The 15,933-nt window shown below is 65.4% G+C and carries 17 protein-coding genes; 12 read left to right on the forward strand and 5 right to left on the reverse strand.

The window, feature by feature from the left end; genetic code table 11:
• Positions 1 to 173: 173 nt before the first annotated feature.
• Together U0C82_RS09095 and U0C82_RS09100 are read left to right on the forward strand one after the other, a co-directional pair.
• Positions 174 to 1,550 carry an MATE family efflux transporter gene (locus tag U0C82_RS09095; RefSeq protein ID WP_322186745.1) on the forward strand — a complete coding sequence of 459 codons (1,377 nt, stop codon included), beginning with the start codon at positions 174 to 176 and terminating at the stop codon, positions 1,548 to 1,550.
• A 337-nt stretch (positions 1,551 to 1,887) separates the two neighbouring features.
• Positions 1,888 to 2,031 (forward strand): hypothetical protein, encoded by a 144-nt coding sequence (locus tag U0C82_RS09100; protein WP_322186746.1) that lies wholly within the window; start codon positions 1,888 to 1,890, stop codon positions 2,029 to 2,031.
• A gap of 1 nt (position 2,032) precedes the next feature.
• Here the strand turns inward: U0C82_RS09100 and U0C82_RS09105 are convergent, their stop codons facing one another.
• Positions 2,033 to 2,914, reverse strand: coding sequence for a LysR family transcriptional regulator (locus U0C82_RS09105; protein ID WP_322186747.1), 882 nt, complete (start codon positions 2,912 to 2,914; stop codon positions 2,033 to 2,035).
• Between the two features lie 139 nt (positions 2,915 to 3,053).
• Here U0C82_RS09105 and U0C82_RS09110 point away from each other — a divergent pair, with 139 nt between their 5' ends.
• Both U0C82_RS09110 and U0C82_RS09115 read left to right on the forward strand, forming a co-directional pair.
• Positions 3,054 to 4,550: a CoA-acylating methylmalonate-semialdehyde dehydrogenase gene (locus U0C82_RS09110; RefSeq protein WP_322186748.1), complete on the forward strand. Its 1,497-nt coding sequence runs from the start codon at positions 3,054 to 3,056 to the stop codon at positions 4,548 to 4,550.
• A gap of 372 nt (positions 4,551 to 4,922) precedes the next feature.
• A complete protein-coding gene (locus tag U0C82_RS09115) occupies positions 4,923 to 5,300 on the forward strand; it encodes a hypothetical protein (protein ID WP_322186749.1) in 378 nt (125 codons plus the stop codon).
• A gap of 148 nt (positions 5,301 to 5,448) precedes the next feature.
• Here the strand turns inward: U0C82_RS09115 and U0C82_RS09120 are convergent, their stop codons facing one another.
• Positions 5,449 to 6,114, reverse strand: a complete 666-nt coding sequence (locus tag U0C82_RS09120; protein WP_322186750.1) for a uracil-DNA glycosylase — start codon at positions 6,112 to 6,114, stop codon at positions 5,449 to 5,451.
• 39 nt (positions 6,115 to 6,153) lie between these two features.
• Entirely contained in the window at positions 6,154 to 6,756 is a 603-nt protein-coding gene (locus U0C82_RS09125) for a LabA-like NYN domain-containing protein (RefSeq protein WP_322186751.1), read from the reverse strand.
• Between the two features lie 239 nt (positions 6,757 to 6,995).
• On the opposite strand from U0C82_RS09125, the gene rpoZ reads away from it, so the two are divergent.
• The 8 genes from rpoZ (at position 6,996) to U0C82_RS09165 (ending at position 15,163) form a co-directional block, all read left to right on the forward strand.
• Positions 6,996 to 7,394, forward strand: coding sequence for a DNA-directed RNA polymerase subunit omega (gene rpoZ / locus U0C82_RS09130; RefSeq protein ID WP_322186752.1), 399 nt, complete (start codon positions 6,996 to 6,998; stop codon positions 7,392 to 7,394).
• A 153-nt stretch (positions 7,395 to 7,547) separates the two neighbouring features.
• Positions 7,548 to 9,776, forward strand: a complete 2,229-nt coding sequence (locus tag U0C82_RS09135) for a RelA/SpoT family protein (protein WP_322186753.1) — start codon at positions 7,548 to 7,550, stop codon at positions 9,774 to 9,776.
• Positions 9,777 to 9,955: 179 nt separating this feature from the next.
• On the forward strand, positions 9,956 to 10,534 hold the full coding sequence (gene pyrE, locus U0C82_RS09140; protein WP_322186754.1) for an orotate phosphoribosyltransferase: 579 nt from the start codon (positions 9,956 to 9,958) through the stop codon (positions 10,532 to 10,534).
• Between the two features lie 66 nt (positions 10,535 to 10,600).
• Positions 10,601 to 11,185, forward strand: coding sequence for a DUF2062 domain-containing protein (locus U0C82_RS09145; protein WP_322186755.1), 585 nt, complete (start codon positions 10,601 to 10,603; stop codon positions 11,183 to 11,185).
• Positions 11,186 to 11,314: 129 nt separating this feature from the next.
• The gene (gene lepB / locus U0C82_RS09150; RefSeq protein ID WP_322186756.1) at positions 11,315 to 12,199 is read left to right on the forward strand and encodes a signal peptidase I; all 885 of its coding nucleotides are present in this window, start codon (positions 11,315 to 11,317) and stop codon (positions 12,197 to 12,199) included.
• Positions 12,199 to 12,897: a ribonuclease III gene (gene rnc / locus U0C82_RS09155; RefSeq protein WP_322186757.1), complete on the forward strand. Its 699-nt coding sequence runs from the start codon at positions 12,199 to 12,201 to the stop codon at positions 12,895 to 12,897. The genes lepB and rnc overlap by 1 nt, the downstream gene beginning before the upstream one ends.
• A gap of 62 nt (positions 12,898 to 12,959) precedes the next feature.
• Complete coding sequence (gene era, locus U0C82_RS09160) at positions 12,960 to 13,871, forward strand: GTPase Era (protein ID WP_322186891.1); 912 nt, start codon at positions 12,960 to 12,962, stop codon at positions 13,869 to 13,871.
• A gap of 98 nt (positions 13,872 to 13,969) precedes the next feature.
• On the forward strand, positions 13,970 to 15,163 hold the full coding sequence (locus U0C82_RS09165) for an extensin family protein (protein ID WP_322186758.1): 1,194 nt from the start codon (positions 13,970 to 13,972) through the stop codon (positions 15,161 to 15,163).
• Positions 15,164 to 15,226: 63 nt separating this feature from the next.
• On the opposite strand, the gene U0C82_RS09170 is transcribed toward U0C82_RS09165, so the two are convergent.
• Complete coding sequence (locus tag U0C82_RS09170) at positions 15,227 to 15,628, reverse strand: type II toxin-antitoxin system HicB family antitoxin (protein ID WP_322186759.1); 402 nt, start codon at positions 15,626 to 15,628, stop codon at positions 15,227 to 15,229.
• Positions 15,629 to 15,643: 15 nt separating this feature from the next.
• Positions 15,644 to 15,844 carry a type II toxin-antitoxin system HicA family toxin gene (locus tag U0C82_RS09175; protein WP_416186654.1) on the reverse strand — a complete coding sequence of 67 codons (201 nt, stop codon included), beginning with the start codon at positions 15,842 to 15,844 and terminating at the stop codon, positions 15,644 to 15,646.
• Positions 15,845 to 15,933: the final 89 nt, after the last annotated feature.

Raw genomic sequence — 15,933 nt, forward strand, 5'->3', positions numbered from 1 at the left:
AGGTCCGGCGGATCCGGCCGGGTCTTTCACCATATAAGCTCGCAAGCCCCGGCGACATCGCCCGGCCGCCGCCGGGGCTCGCGGGTTGCGACGACGCGCCGCGCGGGGTTATGGACGCGCGCCGCGCCGGTTCGTAAAGGCCTCCGGCATGAGGTTGAGGAGGTCGAGCCGCCATGGCAGAGGCGTCGAAGCATGGGAAAGGCACGGCGGGACCGGCCGAACGCCCCTTCGAAGTGACCCACCGCATGGTTTGGGCGATCACCATCCCGATGACGCTCGCATTCCTGACGACGCCGCTTCTGGGCCTCACCGACGTTGCCGTCGTCGGCCGGGTGGGCGATGCGGCGGCGCTCGCCGGACTGACGGTGGGCGCGCTGATCTTCGATTTCGCGTTCGCCATCTTCAACTTCATCCGGTCCGGCACGACCGGCCTGACCGCGCAGGCCGAGGGCGCCGCCGACGGCCGGGAGGGTCAGGCGGTGTTCTGGCGCGCCGCGATCCTGAGCGCGGCGATCGGGGTGGGTCTCGTGCTTTTCGAGCCGCTGATCGTCGAGGCGGGCCTGCTCGCCGTTTCGCCCGGTGGGGCGGTGGCGGCGACGGTGCGCGACTATGTCTTCGTTCGCATGCTGTCCGCGCCGTTTGCGCTGATGAACTATGCGATCCTCGGCTATGTCCTCGGACTGGGGCGCGGTGGCCTGGGGCTGGGTCTGCAGGTCATCGTCAACGGGGTCAACATCGCCCTGTCGATCCTCTTCGGCCTCGTCCTCGGCTGGGGCGTCACGGGTGTCGCCCTCGGAACGCTGTGCGGCGAGGCGGCGGGCGCGATCATCGGCCTTGCGATCGCCGTGCGACGCTTCGATCCCGCCGCACGGCCCACCATGGCGCAGGTGCTCGATCGCGCCGGGTTCGCGCGCATGATCGCGGTCAATCGCGACATCATGATCCGGTCCGTCTGCCTCCTCTCCGCCTTCCTGCTGTTTGCCCGGCTCGGGGCCGGTTTCGGTGCGGTGACGCTCGCGGCCAACGGTCTGTTGATGAAGTTCTTTTCCGTCGGCGGATATTTTCTCGACGGGATGGCGACCGCTTCGGAGCAACTGGCCGGTCGCGCCATCGGCGCACGGTGGCGCCCGGCGTTCGACCGGACGGTGCGGCTGACGATCGTGTGGGGGTTCGTGCTGGCAGCTCTCCTGTCGGCGATCTTCCATCTCGGCGGCGAAGCGCTGATCGCGTTCCTGACGACGGACGAGGCCGTGCGCGCCGAGGCGGCCGCCTATCTCGCCTTCGCGAGCCTCACGCCGCTGGCCGGCGCGCTCGCCTTCATCATGGACGGCATCTTCATCGGCGCCACCTGGTCGCGCACCATGCGCGACATGATGATCGCCTCGCTCATCGTCTTTGCAGCCGGTGCCTACGCGCTGACGCCCGCCTTCGCCAACACCGGCCTGTGGATCGCGCTTCTTGTGTTTCTGGGCGCAAGGGGCGGGTTCTTGCTGGCGCTGACGCTTAGGAACCGGCGCGAGGCGTTTGGTGGTGCGCAGCAGGTCGCCTGACGATCAGCAGCCAAAGGCCGATGCCTTGCCGAAACCTATTATCTTGAGATAAACAATGCACCTCTGGATGGTTTTCGGATCTCGCTATCCCGATGTTCTCGATCAAGGACCGGAAAAATGTCGACGATGAGTTGGCCAGGCTCACGGGTGCCTATCTGAACGCCATCGCGATCGGGGTTACGCTTCTTGGTGGCGTTGGCCCGCTTTTCAGCGTCATCTACACACGGACGATCAGTCTGCCGGTTGTAATCGTCGTCCCCCTCAGTCTCGTTTGCTTTGGCGGCGGCATCCTCCTACATTTGGGAGCGCGACGTACTTTGCGACGGGAGCTCAGTCGATGACTGGAGAGCAGGTCTTCTTGATTTTCCTCGGGCCATTTGGAATGGCGGCGACGGCGGTTCTGGTGATGTATCTGACGTCGAGCCCACTCGACAGCGAAGAGAAGAAACGGGGCTGGTGGCGTGTTTTAATGGGCAAATAGCTCACCCGAACAGCGCCCTCTCTTTCTCCACCGCATCACGGATGAAGTCGGCGACGGCCGCGATGCGGGCGACGTCGCGCACGCTCTCGTGATAGACCAGCCAGTACGAGCGCTCGATCCGTCGTTCCGGCAAAATCCGCACGAGTTCGGCCCGCCCGACCCCCATGAAATGATGCAGGATGCCGATGCCGGCGCCGGCGGCGACCGCCTCTAGCTGGCCGATGGCCGAGGACACCTCGAAGCGTGACGGCCATTCGGGCAACAGATCGGCGAAATAGGCAAGGCGCGGCGAGTAGAGCAGGTCCTCGACCGCCCCGACCAGCCGGTGGCCCGACAATTCGGCGAGCGTGCGCGGCGTTCCGTGGACGTCGAGATAGGCGCGGCTTGCATAAAAACCGAGGCCGTAATCGGTGAGCTTGCCGGCGACGAGGCGCCCGTGTTCGGGCCGCTCGACGGTGATGGCGATATCGGCCTCGCGGCGCGAGATCGAAAAGGCGCGCGGAACCGGCACCAGCTGGATCGCGAGCTCGCGATGGCGCTGCGACAGCTGCCACAGGCGCGGCGCCAGGAAGGTCGTGCCGAAGCCGTCCGGCGCGCCGATCCGCACCGTCCCCGACAGGCTGATATCGGAATTGCCGATTTCGGCGCGGGCCGAAAGGGTCGCGGCCTCCATGCGCTCGGCCTGGGCGAGAAAGCTTCGCCCCTCGCGCGTCAGCTCGCATCCGTTGGGTTTGCGGTGCAGGAGCTTGGCCCCGATATCGGTTTCGAGCGCGGTCAGGCGGCGTCCGACCGTCGCATGGTTGAGCTCCAGCCGGCGTGCGGCTCCCAGGATCTGGCCGGCGCGCGCGACGGCGAGAAAGATCCGCGCATCGTCCCAGTTCATCGAGTCCCTCTTCCGATCCGGCCGCCATGCCGCGGCAGGGCTACACTTTTCGCACAACGGATTGGCGTTTCAAGGGATTGGTTTGTAAAAAATTGCAGGCCAAAAAGAGCGCCAGTGAAAATCGAGTGGAGGAACCCCCATGGACACGATCGGTCATTTCATCGACGGCGCCCGTATCGCCGGCACCAGCGGACGTAAGGCGGACGTCTACGATCCCGCGACCGGCCAGGTCACGAAGACCGTCGCGCTTGCCGGCGCGGACGAATTGCAGCGCGCGGTGGACGCGGCGAAGGCCGCCCAGCCGGGCTGGGCGGCGACCAATCCCCAGCGCCGCGCCCGCGTCTTCATGAAATACGTCCAGCTTCTCAACGACAACATGCAGGAACTGGCCGAGCTTCTGTCGTCCGAGCACGGCAAGACGGTCGAGGATTCCAAGGGCGACATCCAGCGCGGCCTCGAGGTCGCGGAATTCGTCATCGGCATCCCGCACCTCATGAAGAGCGAGTTCACCGAGGGCGCCGGCCCCGGCATCGACATGTATTCCATCCGCCAGCCGGTCGGCATCGGCGCGGGCATCACCCCGTTCAACTTCCCGGCCATGATCCCGATGTGGATGTTCGCGCCCGCCGTCGCATGCGGGAACGCCTTCATCCTCAAGCCGTCCGAGCGTGATCCCTCGGTGCCCATGCGCCTTGCCGAACTGATGATGGAGGCCGGCCTTCCCAAGGGCGTTCTCCAGGTCGTCAATGGCGACAGGCAGGCCGTGGACGGGCTGTTGCAGCATCCCGATATCGGCGCCGTCTCCTTCGTCGGCTCGACGCCGATCGCGGCCCATGTCTATGCGGAAGCGGCTAGGCACGGGAAGCGCGCCCAGACCTTCGGCGGCGCCAAGAACCACATGATCATCATGCCGGACGCCGATCTCGATCAGGCCGCCGACGCGCTGATCGGCGCGGGCTACGGTTCGGCCGGCGAGCGCTGCATGGCGATCTCGGTCGCCGTGCCGGTGGGCGAGGAGACGGCGAACGCGCTGATCGAGAAGCTCACCCCGCGCATCGAGGCCCTGAAGATCGGACCTGCGAGCGACAGCGAGGCCGATTTCGGACCGGTGGTGACGCGGGAAGCCAAGGAGAAGATCCTCGGGCTCATCGAAAAGGGCGTCAGCGAAGGCGCCAAGCTCGTCGTCGACGGTCGCGGCTTCTCCATGCAGGGCTACGAGGACGGCTTCTTCGTGGGCGCCTGCCTGTTCGACCATGTGACGCGGGACATGGACATCTACACCCAGGAAATCTTCGGTCCCGTCCTCTCGGTGGTGCGCGCCCGGGACTATGACGAGGCCCTGTCGCTTCCCACCGAGCACGAATATGGCAACGGCGTCGCGATCTACACGCGCGACGGCGATGCGGCCCGTGATTTCGCCGCCCGGGTACCGGTCGGCATGATCGGCATCAACGTGCCGATCCCCACGCCCATGGCCTACCATTCGTTCGGCGGCTGGAAGCGTTCGGTGTTCGGCGACCTCAACCAGCACGGCCCGGACTCGATCAAGTTCTGGACGCGCACGAAGACGGTCACCAGCCGCTGGCCGTCCGGCATCAAGGATGGCGCGGAGTTCTCCATGCCGGTCATGCGCTGACCGCCACCATCCGATCCGTCACGTCGCGCGGGCGCCCTTCGGGGCGCCCGTTCCCGTTCTGGCGCGCGAACGGGCGCCCGGATGCACCGTCCCGGGCCGTCCGAAACCGGGCGCGGCAAGGTTCGTTGAAACGGGCAGAAGGTTTCATTGTTCACAATAATTGTTTTGTTACGCCGATCACGAAGGGATGAACGGCAGAAAACCGACGGATTGTTCACTTTTTGAGGGTTTCGCTGCGGCTCGGAACGTACCATTTTGGGTTCACACGACGACGCGATGACGCGCCGCCGGACACATGGACGACCCGCGCATCGCAAAGGCCAAGGCCGATGCAAGCCGCTCGCCGCCCGACCAGAGGAACAGGAGCCCATCATGTTGAAGACCACTTTGATCGCCGCAACGCTCGCAGCAACCGCAGCCTATTCGATCCCGGCCAGCGCCCAGATCGTGCCGGGCTCGGAGTACGGCACCATCCGAAGCGAGGAAGCCAAGCGCGCCAGCGTCGCCGAGCCCGCGGCCAATGTTGCCCGCACGACCGTCGACGCCTCGCGCGTCTACGGCTACAGCCAGACCGTTCCGGGGTCGGACTACGACCGCACGGCCGGCGAGGAAGCCGACCGCACCGACGTTCGCCGCACGACGCGCGGTTCCGACGCAAGGCGCGTCAATCCGGATTCAGTGCAGATCGTCCCCGGATCCGACTATGGCCGTGAGGCCAACGAAGTGCGCGAGCGCGCCAGCGTCCGCTAGTATCTCGTAAGACAAGGGTCGAGTCCTCCCAACACATCGCCATCGAAAAGCCGGTCTCCTTTTCTGGGGGCCGGCTTTTCTTAAATGCGGCGGGACAATGACCGAAGGCGGACTGCCGTGCGGCGCGGGGTGCCCCGCCGCACCCGTGTCAGGCCCGGCCGAGAAAGCTCGCCACGTCCGCGAACACGGCGTCGAACATCGGTTCGGTGAGCCGCCCGGTGTTCGTGTTGTACCGTGAACAGTGATAGGTCGGAAACAGGGTGTAGGGACCGGCGGGAACGCGAGCGCCGTGCCTGAAGCCGTGGTCGGCAAGTCTCAATCCGAGGGTGCGGACCGTCGAATCATGCGCGATGCGCCCGAGCGTGACGATGGCCCTGAGGTTCGGCAACCCGTCCAGCGTGGCGGCGAGAAATTGCCGGCAGGTGTTGATCTCGGCCCCCACCGGCTTGTTCTGCGGCGGCACGCAGCGCACGGAATTGGTGATCGCCGTGCCGAAGAGCGTCAGCCCGTCGTCCGGATCGGCCGCGAACCGGTCATTGGCAAAGCCGTGGGCGTGAAGCGTGCGGTAGAGGAGATCGCCGGCATAGTCGCCGGTAAACGGACGGCCCGTTCGGTTCGCGCCGCGCACGCCGGGCGCAAGACCGACGACCAGAAGCGCCACCCCGTCTTTCCCTTCCTGCGGATGGAGCGTGTCGACGGGCGCGTTGTGCCAGCCGGGCTCCTTGGCCCGCCATTCCGCGCGGAACGCGACAAGGCGCGGGCAGAGCGGGCAATCGCGCGGCGGCTCCGCCGGGCGACCGCTCGTATGAAACATCGTGTTTTGTTTCGTCATCGGCGTGAAGATAGTGCCGCGTCAGAAATCGTCGTCCTCGTTGTCGTCCTCGACGCTCTCGACAGTGCCGCGGCGGGCCAGTCGCGCATCGCGCTCGGCCTGGCTGCGGCCGATATCGTTCTTCAGGCTGACGAGATCGATGAAATGATCGGCCTGTCGTCTCAGTTCGTCGGAGATCATCGGCGGCTGGGTGGTCAGCGTCGAGACGACCGACACCTTCCGGCCCTTGCGCTGCAGCGCCTCGACGAGGGAGCGGAAATCGCCGTCGCCGGAAAACAGAACGAAATGGTCGACCGTGTCGGACAGTTCCATGGCATCGATGGCCAGCTCGATATCCATGTTGCCCTTGACCTTGCGACGGCCGGACGGGTCGGTGAACTCCTTCGCCGGCTTCGTCACCACCCGGTAACCATTGTAATCCAGCCAGTCGATCAGCGGGCGGATGGAGGAGTACTCCTGGTCCTCGATCAGCGCGGTATAGTAGTATGCCCGCAGCAGATAAGCCTTCTGCTCGAAGAAGGTGAGCATCTTTTTATAATCGATATCGAAGCCAAGATTCCGCGAGGCGGCGTAAAGGTTCGCACCGTCGATCAAGAGTGCAATTTTCTCGCGCTGGTCAAACATTTCTTCAACTTTCAAGGGTTTTGGGTCGCTCCGGCCTGTTCTCTTGGAGTTCTACCTTTCCAGGCCGCCGATCCGAGCCCGTTGTCGGTACAAGGTCGCATAGCGGAAGATCAAGGCATTTCGCCAGTTTATTTGGTGGCTTCCATCGATCGGGTGCGCCCGGCCTTGTGGTTCGCCGCGTTATTGGATAAGAGACCCCGATCCAGCCCCTTTGAAATTTCAGGCATGAGGAGACAGGCATGGCCCGCGTCACCGTAGAAGATTGCGTCGATAAGGTCGACAACCGATTCGAGCTCGTGCTCCTCGCCAGCCATCGGGCCCGCCAGATCAGCCAGGGCAACCCCATCACGATCGATCGCGACAACGACAAGAATCCCGTCGTGGCCCTGCGCGAGATCGCCGACGAGACCCTGTCTCCCGAGGACCTTAAGGAAGACCTGATCCACACGCTGCAGAAGCATGTGGAGGTGGACGAGCCCGAGGAGGCCCGGCCGAGCGAGCGTTCGCAGGCCTCCACCCCGCAGGCCGCGATCCAGAACAAGGCCGACGAGCCCGCCCAGTTCGACCGGATGTCGGAAGAAGAGCTTCTGTCCGGCATCGAAGGCCTCGTCGCTCCGGAAAAAACCGACGACTACTGATCGGCTTCAACGCCGCATGGGTCTACCGTGCTGCGTCGAACATGACTATTCTCTGGGGGCGCGCCATAAGGTGCGCTCCCTTTTTCGTTCCGGGCCGCCTGGTCGCGTAGTCGCGCGCAGCACCCGTTCGCCGATGAAAGCGCGTTGCCGCCCATGATGCGCCAGTATGAACTCGTGGAGAAAGTCGCAGCCTACAAGCCGGACCTCGACGAGGCCCTGCTCAACCGCGCCTATGTCTACGCCATGCAGAAGCACGGCGCCCAGAAGCGTGCGAGCGGCGATCCGTACTTTTCCCATCCGCTCGAGGTCGCCGCGATCCTTACCGAGCTCCGGCTCGACGAGGCCACGATCGCGACCGCGTTGCTGCACGACACGATCGAGGACACCGACGCCACCCGCAAGGAGATCGATCATCTGTTCGGCCCGCGCATCGGCCATCTCGTCGAGGGCCTGACCAAGCTGAAGCGCCTCGATCTCGTGTCCAAGCGCACCCAGCAGGCCGAGAACCTGCGCAAGCTTCTCCTGGCCATCGCCGACGATATCCGCGTGCTCCTCGTCAAGCTTGCCGACCGGCTGCACAATATGCGCACCCTCGGCCCCATGCGGGAGGACAAGCGGGCGCGCATCGCCCAGGAAACCCTCGACATCTATGCGCCGCTGGCCGGGCGCATGGGCATGCAGGACATGCGCGAGGAACTCGAGGATCTCGCCTTCCGCCATGTCAATCTCGAGGCCTACGAGACACTGACCGCCCGTCTCGGCGAACTGAAGGAGCGCTACGCGCCGACGATCGCCCGGATCGAGGCGGAGCTGGCGGCGCGCCTGAAGGAACATGGCATCGACGCGACGGTGAAAGGGCGCCAGAAGCGCCCCTATTCGGTGTTCTCGAAGATGCAGCGCAAGGCCATGTCCTTCGAGCAGCTCTCCGACATCTTCGGCTTTCGCGTCGTCGTCGCCAACGAGGAGGATTGCTACCGCACGCTCGGCATCGTCCACCGGGCATGGCGCATGGTGCCCGGCCGGTTCAAGGATTACATCTCGACGCCCAAGCAGAACGATTACCGCTCGCTCCACACCACCATCATCGGCATGTCGGGCCAGCGCGTGGAACTGCAGATCCGCACCCAGGACATGCATTCGGTCGCCGAACTCGGCATCGCCGCGCACTCGATCTACAAGGACCAGATCGGGCCCGATGGCGAACGCGTCCGCTCGATCGAGCTGTCGAAGGATTCTAACGCCTATGCCTGGCTGCGGCATACGATCGAACTCCTGGCGAGCGGTGACACGTCGGACGAGTTCCTCGAGAACACCAAGCTCGAACTCTTCCAGGACCAGGTCTTCTGCTTCACGCCCAAGGGGCGCCTGATCGCGCTTCCGCGCGGCGCGACCCCGATCGATTTCGCCTATGCCGTCCACACCAATGTCGGCAATTCCTGCGTCGGGTCGAAGATCAACGGCCGCATCATGCCGGTCCTGACGGAGCTCGCCAACGGCGACGAGGTGGAGATCATTCGCGGCGAAGGCGAGGTTCCCTCGGCCGCCTGGGAGACGATCGCGGTGACCGGCAAGGCGCGTTCGGCCATCCGCCGCGCCTCCCGCGTCAATATCCGCAAGCAATATTCGGGTCTCGGCCGCCAGATCCTGGAACGCGCCTTCACGCGCTCGAACCGGACGTTCTCGGTCGACATGCTGAAGGCCGTCCTCGGCAAGCTCGGCCATCAGAATGTCGAGGACGCGTTCGCCGCGGTGGGCCGGGGCGAGCTCCCCGCCGTCGACGTGTTGCGGGCGATCCATCCCGACTATCAGGATACGCGCGCGACCCGGCGCGGCAAGCAGGAGCCCGAGGAGGGTTGGTTCAACCTGCGCAGCGCCGCCGGCATGATCTTCCGCGTGCCCGGCAAGCCGAGGCCCCGCGCGCGCAAGACCGATCCGGCGATCCTGATCCGGGGCACCGGCGGCGATCTTCCGGTGACCTTCTCGGAAGACGGCGCGGTTCCCGGAGACCGGATCGTCGGCATTCTCGAACCGGGCAAGGGCATCACCATCTATCCGATCCAGTCGCCGGCGCTGATGGCCTTCGAGGACCATCCCGAGCGCTGGGTCGACGTGCGATGGGATATCGACGAAAAGCTCGACCGGCGCTTTCCCGCCCGCATCTCCGTCTCGGCGATCAACGAGCCCGGCTCCCTGTCGGAGATCGCGGCCACGATCGCCCACAACGATGCGAACGTCCACAAGCTGGAAATGAAGTCCACCGCGCCCGATTTCACCCTGATGGTGTTCGACCTCGAGGTCTGGGACGTCAACCATCTGAACCGGACCCTGTCGCAGATCCGCGCCAAGGAGTGCGTCTCCTCGGTCACGCGGGTCAACGGTTGAGCGCCGCACCGCTGCCGCCTCCTCCAAGGGGCGATGCCGTTCGCGCAAGGGGCGATGCCGTTCGCGCAAGGGGCGATCGCGGGGTGATGGCGGAAACGGTTGAAGCGGCGATCCCGACCTTCTAAACGGTAGCGCACCGAGATTTGAAACGCCTTTGGCGCAGAAAGGCCCGAATGCCCATGACGACGGACGAGGTTCTGGCGATCTTTCGCGAGGCGGGGGCCTATCTCGAAGGCCATTTCATCCTGACATCGGGCCTGCGCAGCCCTGTCTTTCTGCAGAAGGCCTGTGTCTTCATGCATGCCGGCCTCACCGAGACGCTGTGCAAGGCGATGGCCGAGGCGATCCGCCGACGCGTCGAAGGGCCGATCGACTATGTGGTCGGGCCGGCCGTCGGCGGCATCATTCCGGCCTACGAGACCTCGCGCCATCTGAGCGTTCCGGCCGTATGGGTCGAGCGCGAGAACGGCACGTTCAGGCTGCGCCGGTTCGAGCTGCCGAAGGGCGCGCGGGTCGTCGTGGTCGAGGACATCGTCACCACCGGCCTGTCGATCCGCGAGACCGTGGCCTGTCTCGAGGGCATCGGCGCGAACGTTCTGGCCGCGTCCTGCATCATCGATCGCTCGGCCGGCAAGGCCGATGTCGGCGTTCCGCTGATCGCGCTCGCCGAATACGAAGTCCCGGCCTATCCGGCCGACCGGCTCCCGCCCGAGCTTGCGGCGATCGAGCCGGTGAAGCCCGGCAGCCGGTCCCTCTAGCGCCGACCCTCAACCCGGACGGCCCTCAGGGGCGCGGCCTGCCGAACGAAAGAACGCGAGCGGGACATGCTGTTTCGAAGACGAAAGCCGGAACGCTTCCTCGACAAGGCGAGGCTCTGGCTGTGGCCGCGCGTGTCGTTCCGCCGTTCATTTCTCTATTTCAAGAAGCGGGTCCTGCGCCTTCATGCGACCCCCCACGCCATCGCGGCGGGCTTTGCCGCCGGGGTCCTCGCCTCGTTCACGCCGTTCATCGGCTTTCACTTCCTGCTCGCCTTCGCGATCGCCTATCTCATCGGCGGCAACATGGCGTCGGCCGCCATCGGAACCGCGGTCGGCAATCCGCTGACCTTCCCGCTGATCTGGGCGATCACCTACGAGTTCGGCTCCGAGATCCTGTACGGGCGCGGCGAACTCGGCCCGGTGCATCATGTCGGCCATGCGTTGCGGGAGATGGACGTCTCGGCGATCTGGCATCCGCTGCTCAAGCCGATGCTCGTCGGCGGCCTTCCCATCGGCCTCCTTGCGGGCGGGCTGTCCTACTGGGTCATCCATGCGGGGGTGAAGCGCTTCCAGACGCGGCGCGATGCACGGCTCGCCGGGATCAGCCTCGCCCGGGCCGAGGCCGCGCTTTCGCGCAGGCCCCTGGAATAGGGACGGGCGCCGGCGCAAAGCCTGTCGAACGCGTTTCGCGCATTGCTCCCGATGCCCTTGGTGGATAAAAGCGCTTGAATATTGATGGCCGGCTCGATTTTCGGTCGTTCCGAAAGGTTTGAATCAACAATGGTCGATCCGACCCAAAACCAGGGCGATACCCGGCATTCGGGCGACGATGGTCTCGGCGAGACGATGGGTGAACGCGGCGCGGTAGAAAGCCGGGAGGCCGGCACGGTCTCCGGCGCCGGGGGCGGGGTTCCGGCTGCGCAAAGGACCGGTTCGAAGCCGCCGAAGGAGGCCGAGAAGGGCGGTTTCTGGGAGACGGTCAAGGTCATCGTCCAGGCCCTGTTGCTGGCGCTCGTCATCCGCACCTTCCTGTTCCAGCCGTTCTCGATCCCCTCGGGATCGATGATGCCGACGCTCCTCATCGGCGATTATCTGTTCGTCTCCAAATGGTCCTACGGCTATTCGCGCTTTTCGGCGCCGCTCTCGCTGCCGCTGTTCGACGGCCGCGTGCTCGCCAGCGATCCCGAGCGCGGCGACGTGGTCGTCTTCCGCAAGCCGGGCGAGGAGGACACGGACTATATCAAGCGGCTCGTCGGCCTGCCGGGCGATCGCATCCGCATGCGCGACGGCCAACTCATCATCAATGGAAAGGCCGTTCCCAAGGAGCCGGCCGGCGTGTTCGTCGACGAGAATGGCGAGGAGATCGACCAGTTCCGCGAGACGCTGCCGAACGGAAGGTCCTATCTGACGCTCGATCTCGGTCCCGATCTTGCGGGCGACGACACACGGGAATTCGTGGTGCCGGCCGGCCATTACTTCATGATGGGCGACAATCGGGACAACTCCCTCGACAGCCGGTTCGACGTCGGCTACGTGCCGTTCGAAAATCTCGTCGGCAAGGCGCAGATCATCTTCTTCTCGATCGGCGGCGGCGCATCCCCGCTCTATCTGTGGGAGTGGCCGTCAAAGTTGCGGTCCTCGCGGATCTTCGATTGGCTCGGCTGATGAAGCCGAAACCGCTCTCGGAACTTGAAGCGCGCATCGGTGTCCGCTTTTCCGACCACGACCGGCTGCAGCGGGCGCTCACCCATTCGAGCTTCCGTTCCGCCAAGGGGGACGGGCGTTCCTACGAGCGACTGGAATTTCTCGGCGACCGGGTTCTCGGCCTCGTCATCGCGGGCAAGCTCTTCGAGATGTTTCCCGACGCCGACGAGGGAGAACTCAGCCTGCGCCTCAATGCGCTCGTCAACGCCGAGACGTGCGCGGCGGTCGCCGACGAGCTCGGCCTTTACGACTATGTGCGCCAGGGCGGCGACCTGAAGCGGCTGGCACCGGCGCGCACCAAATCGATCCGGGCCGACCTGATGGAATCGCTGATTGCGGCGATCTACCTGAATTCCGGCCTCGAAGATGCCCGGACATTCATCGAGAACCATTGGGGCGACAGGCTCGGCAAGACCGTCGCCGCCCGCCGCGATCCCAAGACCGCGCTCCAGGAATGGGCGCACCAGCGCGGGCCGCAAACGCCGACCTACGAGGTCGTCGACCGCTCCGGACCGGACCACAACCCCAAATTCACGATCCGCGTGACGATCGACGGCGTGAAGCCGTCGGACGGCGAGGGCGCATCCAAGCGCCTGGCCGAACAGGCGGCCGCCGTCGCCATGCTGATCCGCGAGAACGTCTGGAAGGACGACCAGTGAACGAGACCGAGAACGACACGCCGCCGGTGCCCACGCGCGCCGAAACCGCACAGGACGAGGCCATCGCGGCCGGCCAGGCCGCCGGCACGCGCTCCGGCTTCGTCGCCCTGATCGGCGCCCCGAACGCCGGCAAGTCGACGCTCGTCAACCAGCTGGTCGGCACCAAGGTCTCGATCGTCACGCACAAGGTGCAGACGACCCGGGCGCTGGTGCGCGGCATCGCCATCCGCGACAGGACCCAGATCGTGTTCGTCGACACGCCCGGCGTCTTCGCCCCGCGCCGCCGGCTCGACCGGGCCATGGTGAAGACCGCCTGGTCCGGCGCCAAGGATGCCGACATCGTGATGGCGATCATCGATGCCGAGCGCGGCCTCAACGAGGAGGTCGAGACCATTCTCGACCGGCTGAAGGACGTGCGCCAGCCCAAGATCCTGCTTCTCAACAAGGTCGACCGCATTCAGCGCGACAAGCTTCTGGGGCTGACCCAGAAGGTGGTCGACAAGGTCACCTTCGATCAGGTCTTCATGATCTCGGCGCTCAACGGCTCGGGCTGCGCCGACCTGATGAACTGGCTCGCCGGCGCGCTGCCGCACGGGCCCTGGTATTATCCCGAAGACCAGATCTCCGACCTGCCGCTACGCCAGCTCGCCGCCGAGATCACCCGCGAGAAGGTCTTCCTGCGCCTCCATCAGGAAATTCCCTATTCCTCGACCGTCGAGACCGAGCAGTGGGAGAACCGCAAGGACGGCTCGGTGCGCATCGAGCAGACGATCTATGTCGAGCGCGACAGCCAGAAGGCGATCGTGCTCGGCCACAAGGGCGAGACGATCAAGACCATCGGCCAGCTCGCACGCAAGGACATCGCCGAGGCCGCCGACTGCAAGGTGCACCTCTTCCTGTTCGTGAAGGTGCGCGAGAACTGGGGCAACGACCCGGAACGCTACCGCGAGATGGGCCTCGACTTCGGGAAGTGAAAGCGGTCTTCCGATCGACGCGTTCGATCGGACGCGCTGCCGCAATCCGGCCATGGGTATTGCGCAAGCTCCGCCCAACACGCGCGGCAGGAGTGAACATGCTCGCAAGACCCCTTTGCCTCGCCCTGTCCATGTGGCTCACGCCCTTCGCCCACGCCCAGAGCGTCGGCGCGCCCGTTCCGACGCCGGAAGCGCGGCCGGATGGCGCGGGTGCCGAGGCGGGGTCGCCCGATCGGGCCACGCGCGCTTCCACCGAGACTGAGACTGAGACTGATAGCGGCACCGGCACCGATCCGCGCGGCGGAGCCGAGAGCCCGAGCCCCGAAGCGTTCAACGAGGCGAACAGCCGCGCGAACGGGGCCGCGGGTGCGGACGGGGGGACGCCGATAGCGCAGACCACCGAGCCGGACGCGTCCGGTCCGGCGGTCGTCGAGGATCTTTCGGACCCGGATGCGCCAGCTGCGGCATCCGCGCCGGACCCTCAGGCAACGGCGCCGGTTGCACCCTCGCCGACACCTGCCGGGTTGCCGGAACCGGACGGGCCGGAGCCGGACCCGTCGGCGCCGCAGTCCCTGCCGATCAGGCCGGGGGATATTCCGCGTCCCGAGGCAAAGCCCGAAACGGCCGCCGCGAAGGCCGCGCCGATCGGTGCTCTCGATACTGCCGAGCCACCCGCGATCCCGGTTCTGCCCAAGCCATCCGCCATGAAGCAGCAGCCGATCTCGCCGGCAGCCGCGGTCAGGGCTGCCGCCGCCATCATCGCGTCCGAGGCGTGCGAAGCCGATCTCACACGGCGCGGGATCGTGTTCGAGACGGAACCATCGCTCAACGAGGGAGATTGCGGCGTCCTGCGGCCCGTTTCCCTGACGACGCTGTCGAGCGGGCTCGAGGTGAACACGCAGACCCTGATGTGGTGTCCGACCGCCGATGCGCTCGACACCTGGATGACGGAGACGGTCATCCCGGCCGCCGAGGCGGTCTATCCCGATCGGACCTTGACGGGAATCAGCCGGATCTCGACCTATGTCTGCCGCAATCGCGGCTCGGGCCAGAAGATCTCCGAGCATGCGCGCGGCTCGGCCGTCGATATCGGTGCGTTCGTGTTCGAGGACGGCGAAGTCCCGGTCGCCGCCGCCAATCCCGAAACGCCCGACGGCAAGTTCCTCTCCGCCGTGCGCGCCGGTGCGTGCGGGCCCTTCACCACGGTTCTCGGACCGGGAACCGACGCCGACCACGCCACCCATTTCCACTTCGACCTCGCCGCCCGCAAGGGCGGGCCGTATTGTCGGTGATCGTGATGGGTGTCTCAGGCGATAACCGCCCCGCATGGGTCACATTTCGATGACGTGGTCCGGTCAGCCCGTGATTTCGCGGTGGGCCGCACTCGCCAGAAAGGCGGAGCGGGTCTGCCCCCGCGCTCTTGCGGCGTCGTCGATCGCCTCAAGCAGACCAACATCGAGCGACAGGTTGATCCGGGTCGTCGCGCCACGGTTTCGGATCAGGGGTACGACCGTCAGGATCGCATCCTTGCGGTCTTCGACAAGTTCGGGATCGGCGACGATTTCGTCGTAGCTTCGCGGGCTCGGGATCGAGTCGCCATCGGCTTCCATCATTCTGACATGGCCGCACAGCGCCTCGACCGCGTGGGTCGCCGCCTCGTCCAATGTATCGCCAAACGAGATGCAGCCGGGCAGATCGGGAAAGCTCACGCCGTAGACGCTGTCCGGTTCCTTATGAACGAATGCAATGTAACGCACGGCAATCCTTTGGAGTCAGTTGTCGAGCCCTGCCTGTTTCAGCACCGATTTTGCGGTCTTCGTAGGCATATCCTTTCGCGGATGAGGAACTGTCACCTTTCCGGGCTTTACCGGATGCTTGAAATGGTGATGCGAGCCGGTGGTGCCAATCTCGACCCAGCCATCGTCACATAGCAGTTTTATCAGCGACCTGCTGCTATAGGGCCCGGGCTGTATGGTGTAGCATATTACACACTTTCGGATGGTGCAATCAGGGCCGCCCCGATACGACTATGCCGCTCCCTTTAAAAAAGCCAGCCACGAAA

This window comes from Fulvimarina uroteuthidis, from assembly GCF_034321785.1.
Classification (GTDB): domain Bacteria; phylum Pseudomonadota; class Alphaproteobacteria; order Rhizobiales; family Rhizobiaceae; genus Fulvimarina; species Fulvimarina uroteuthidis.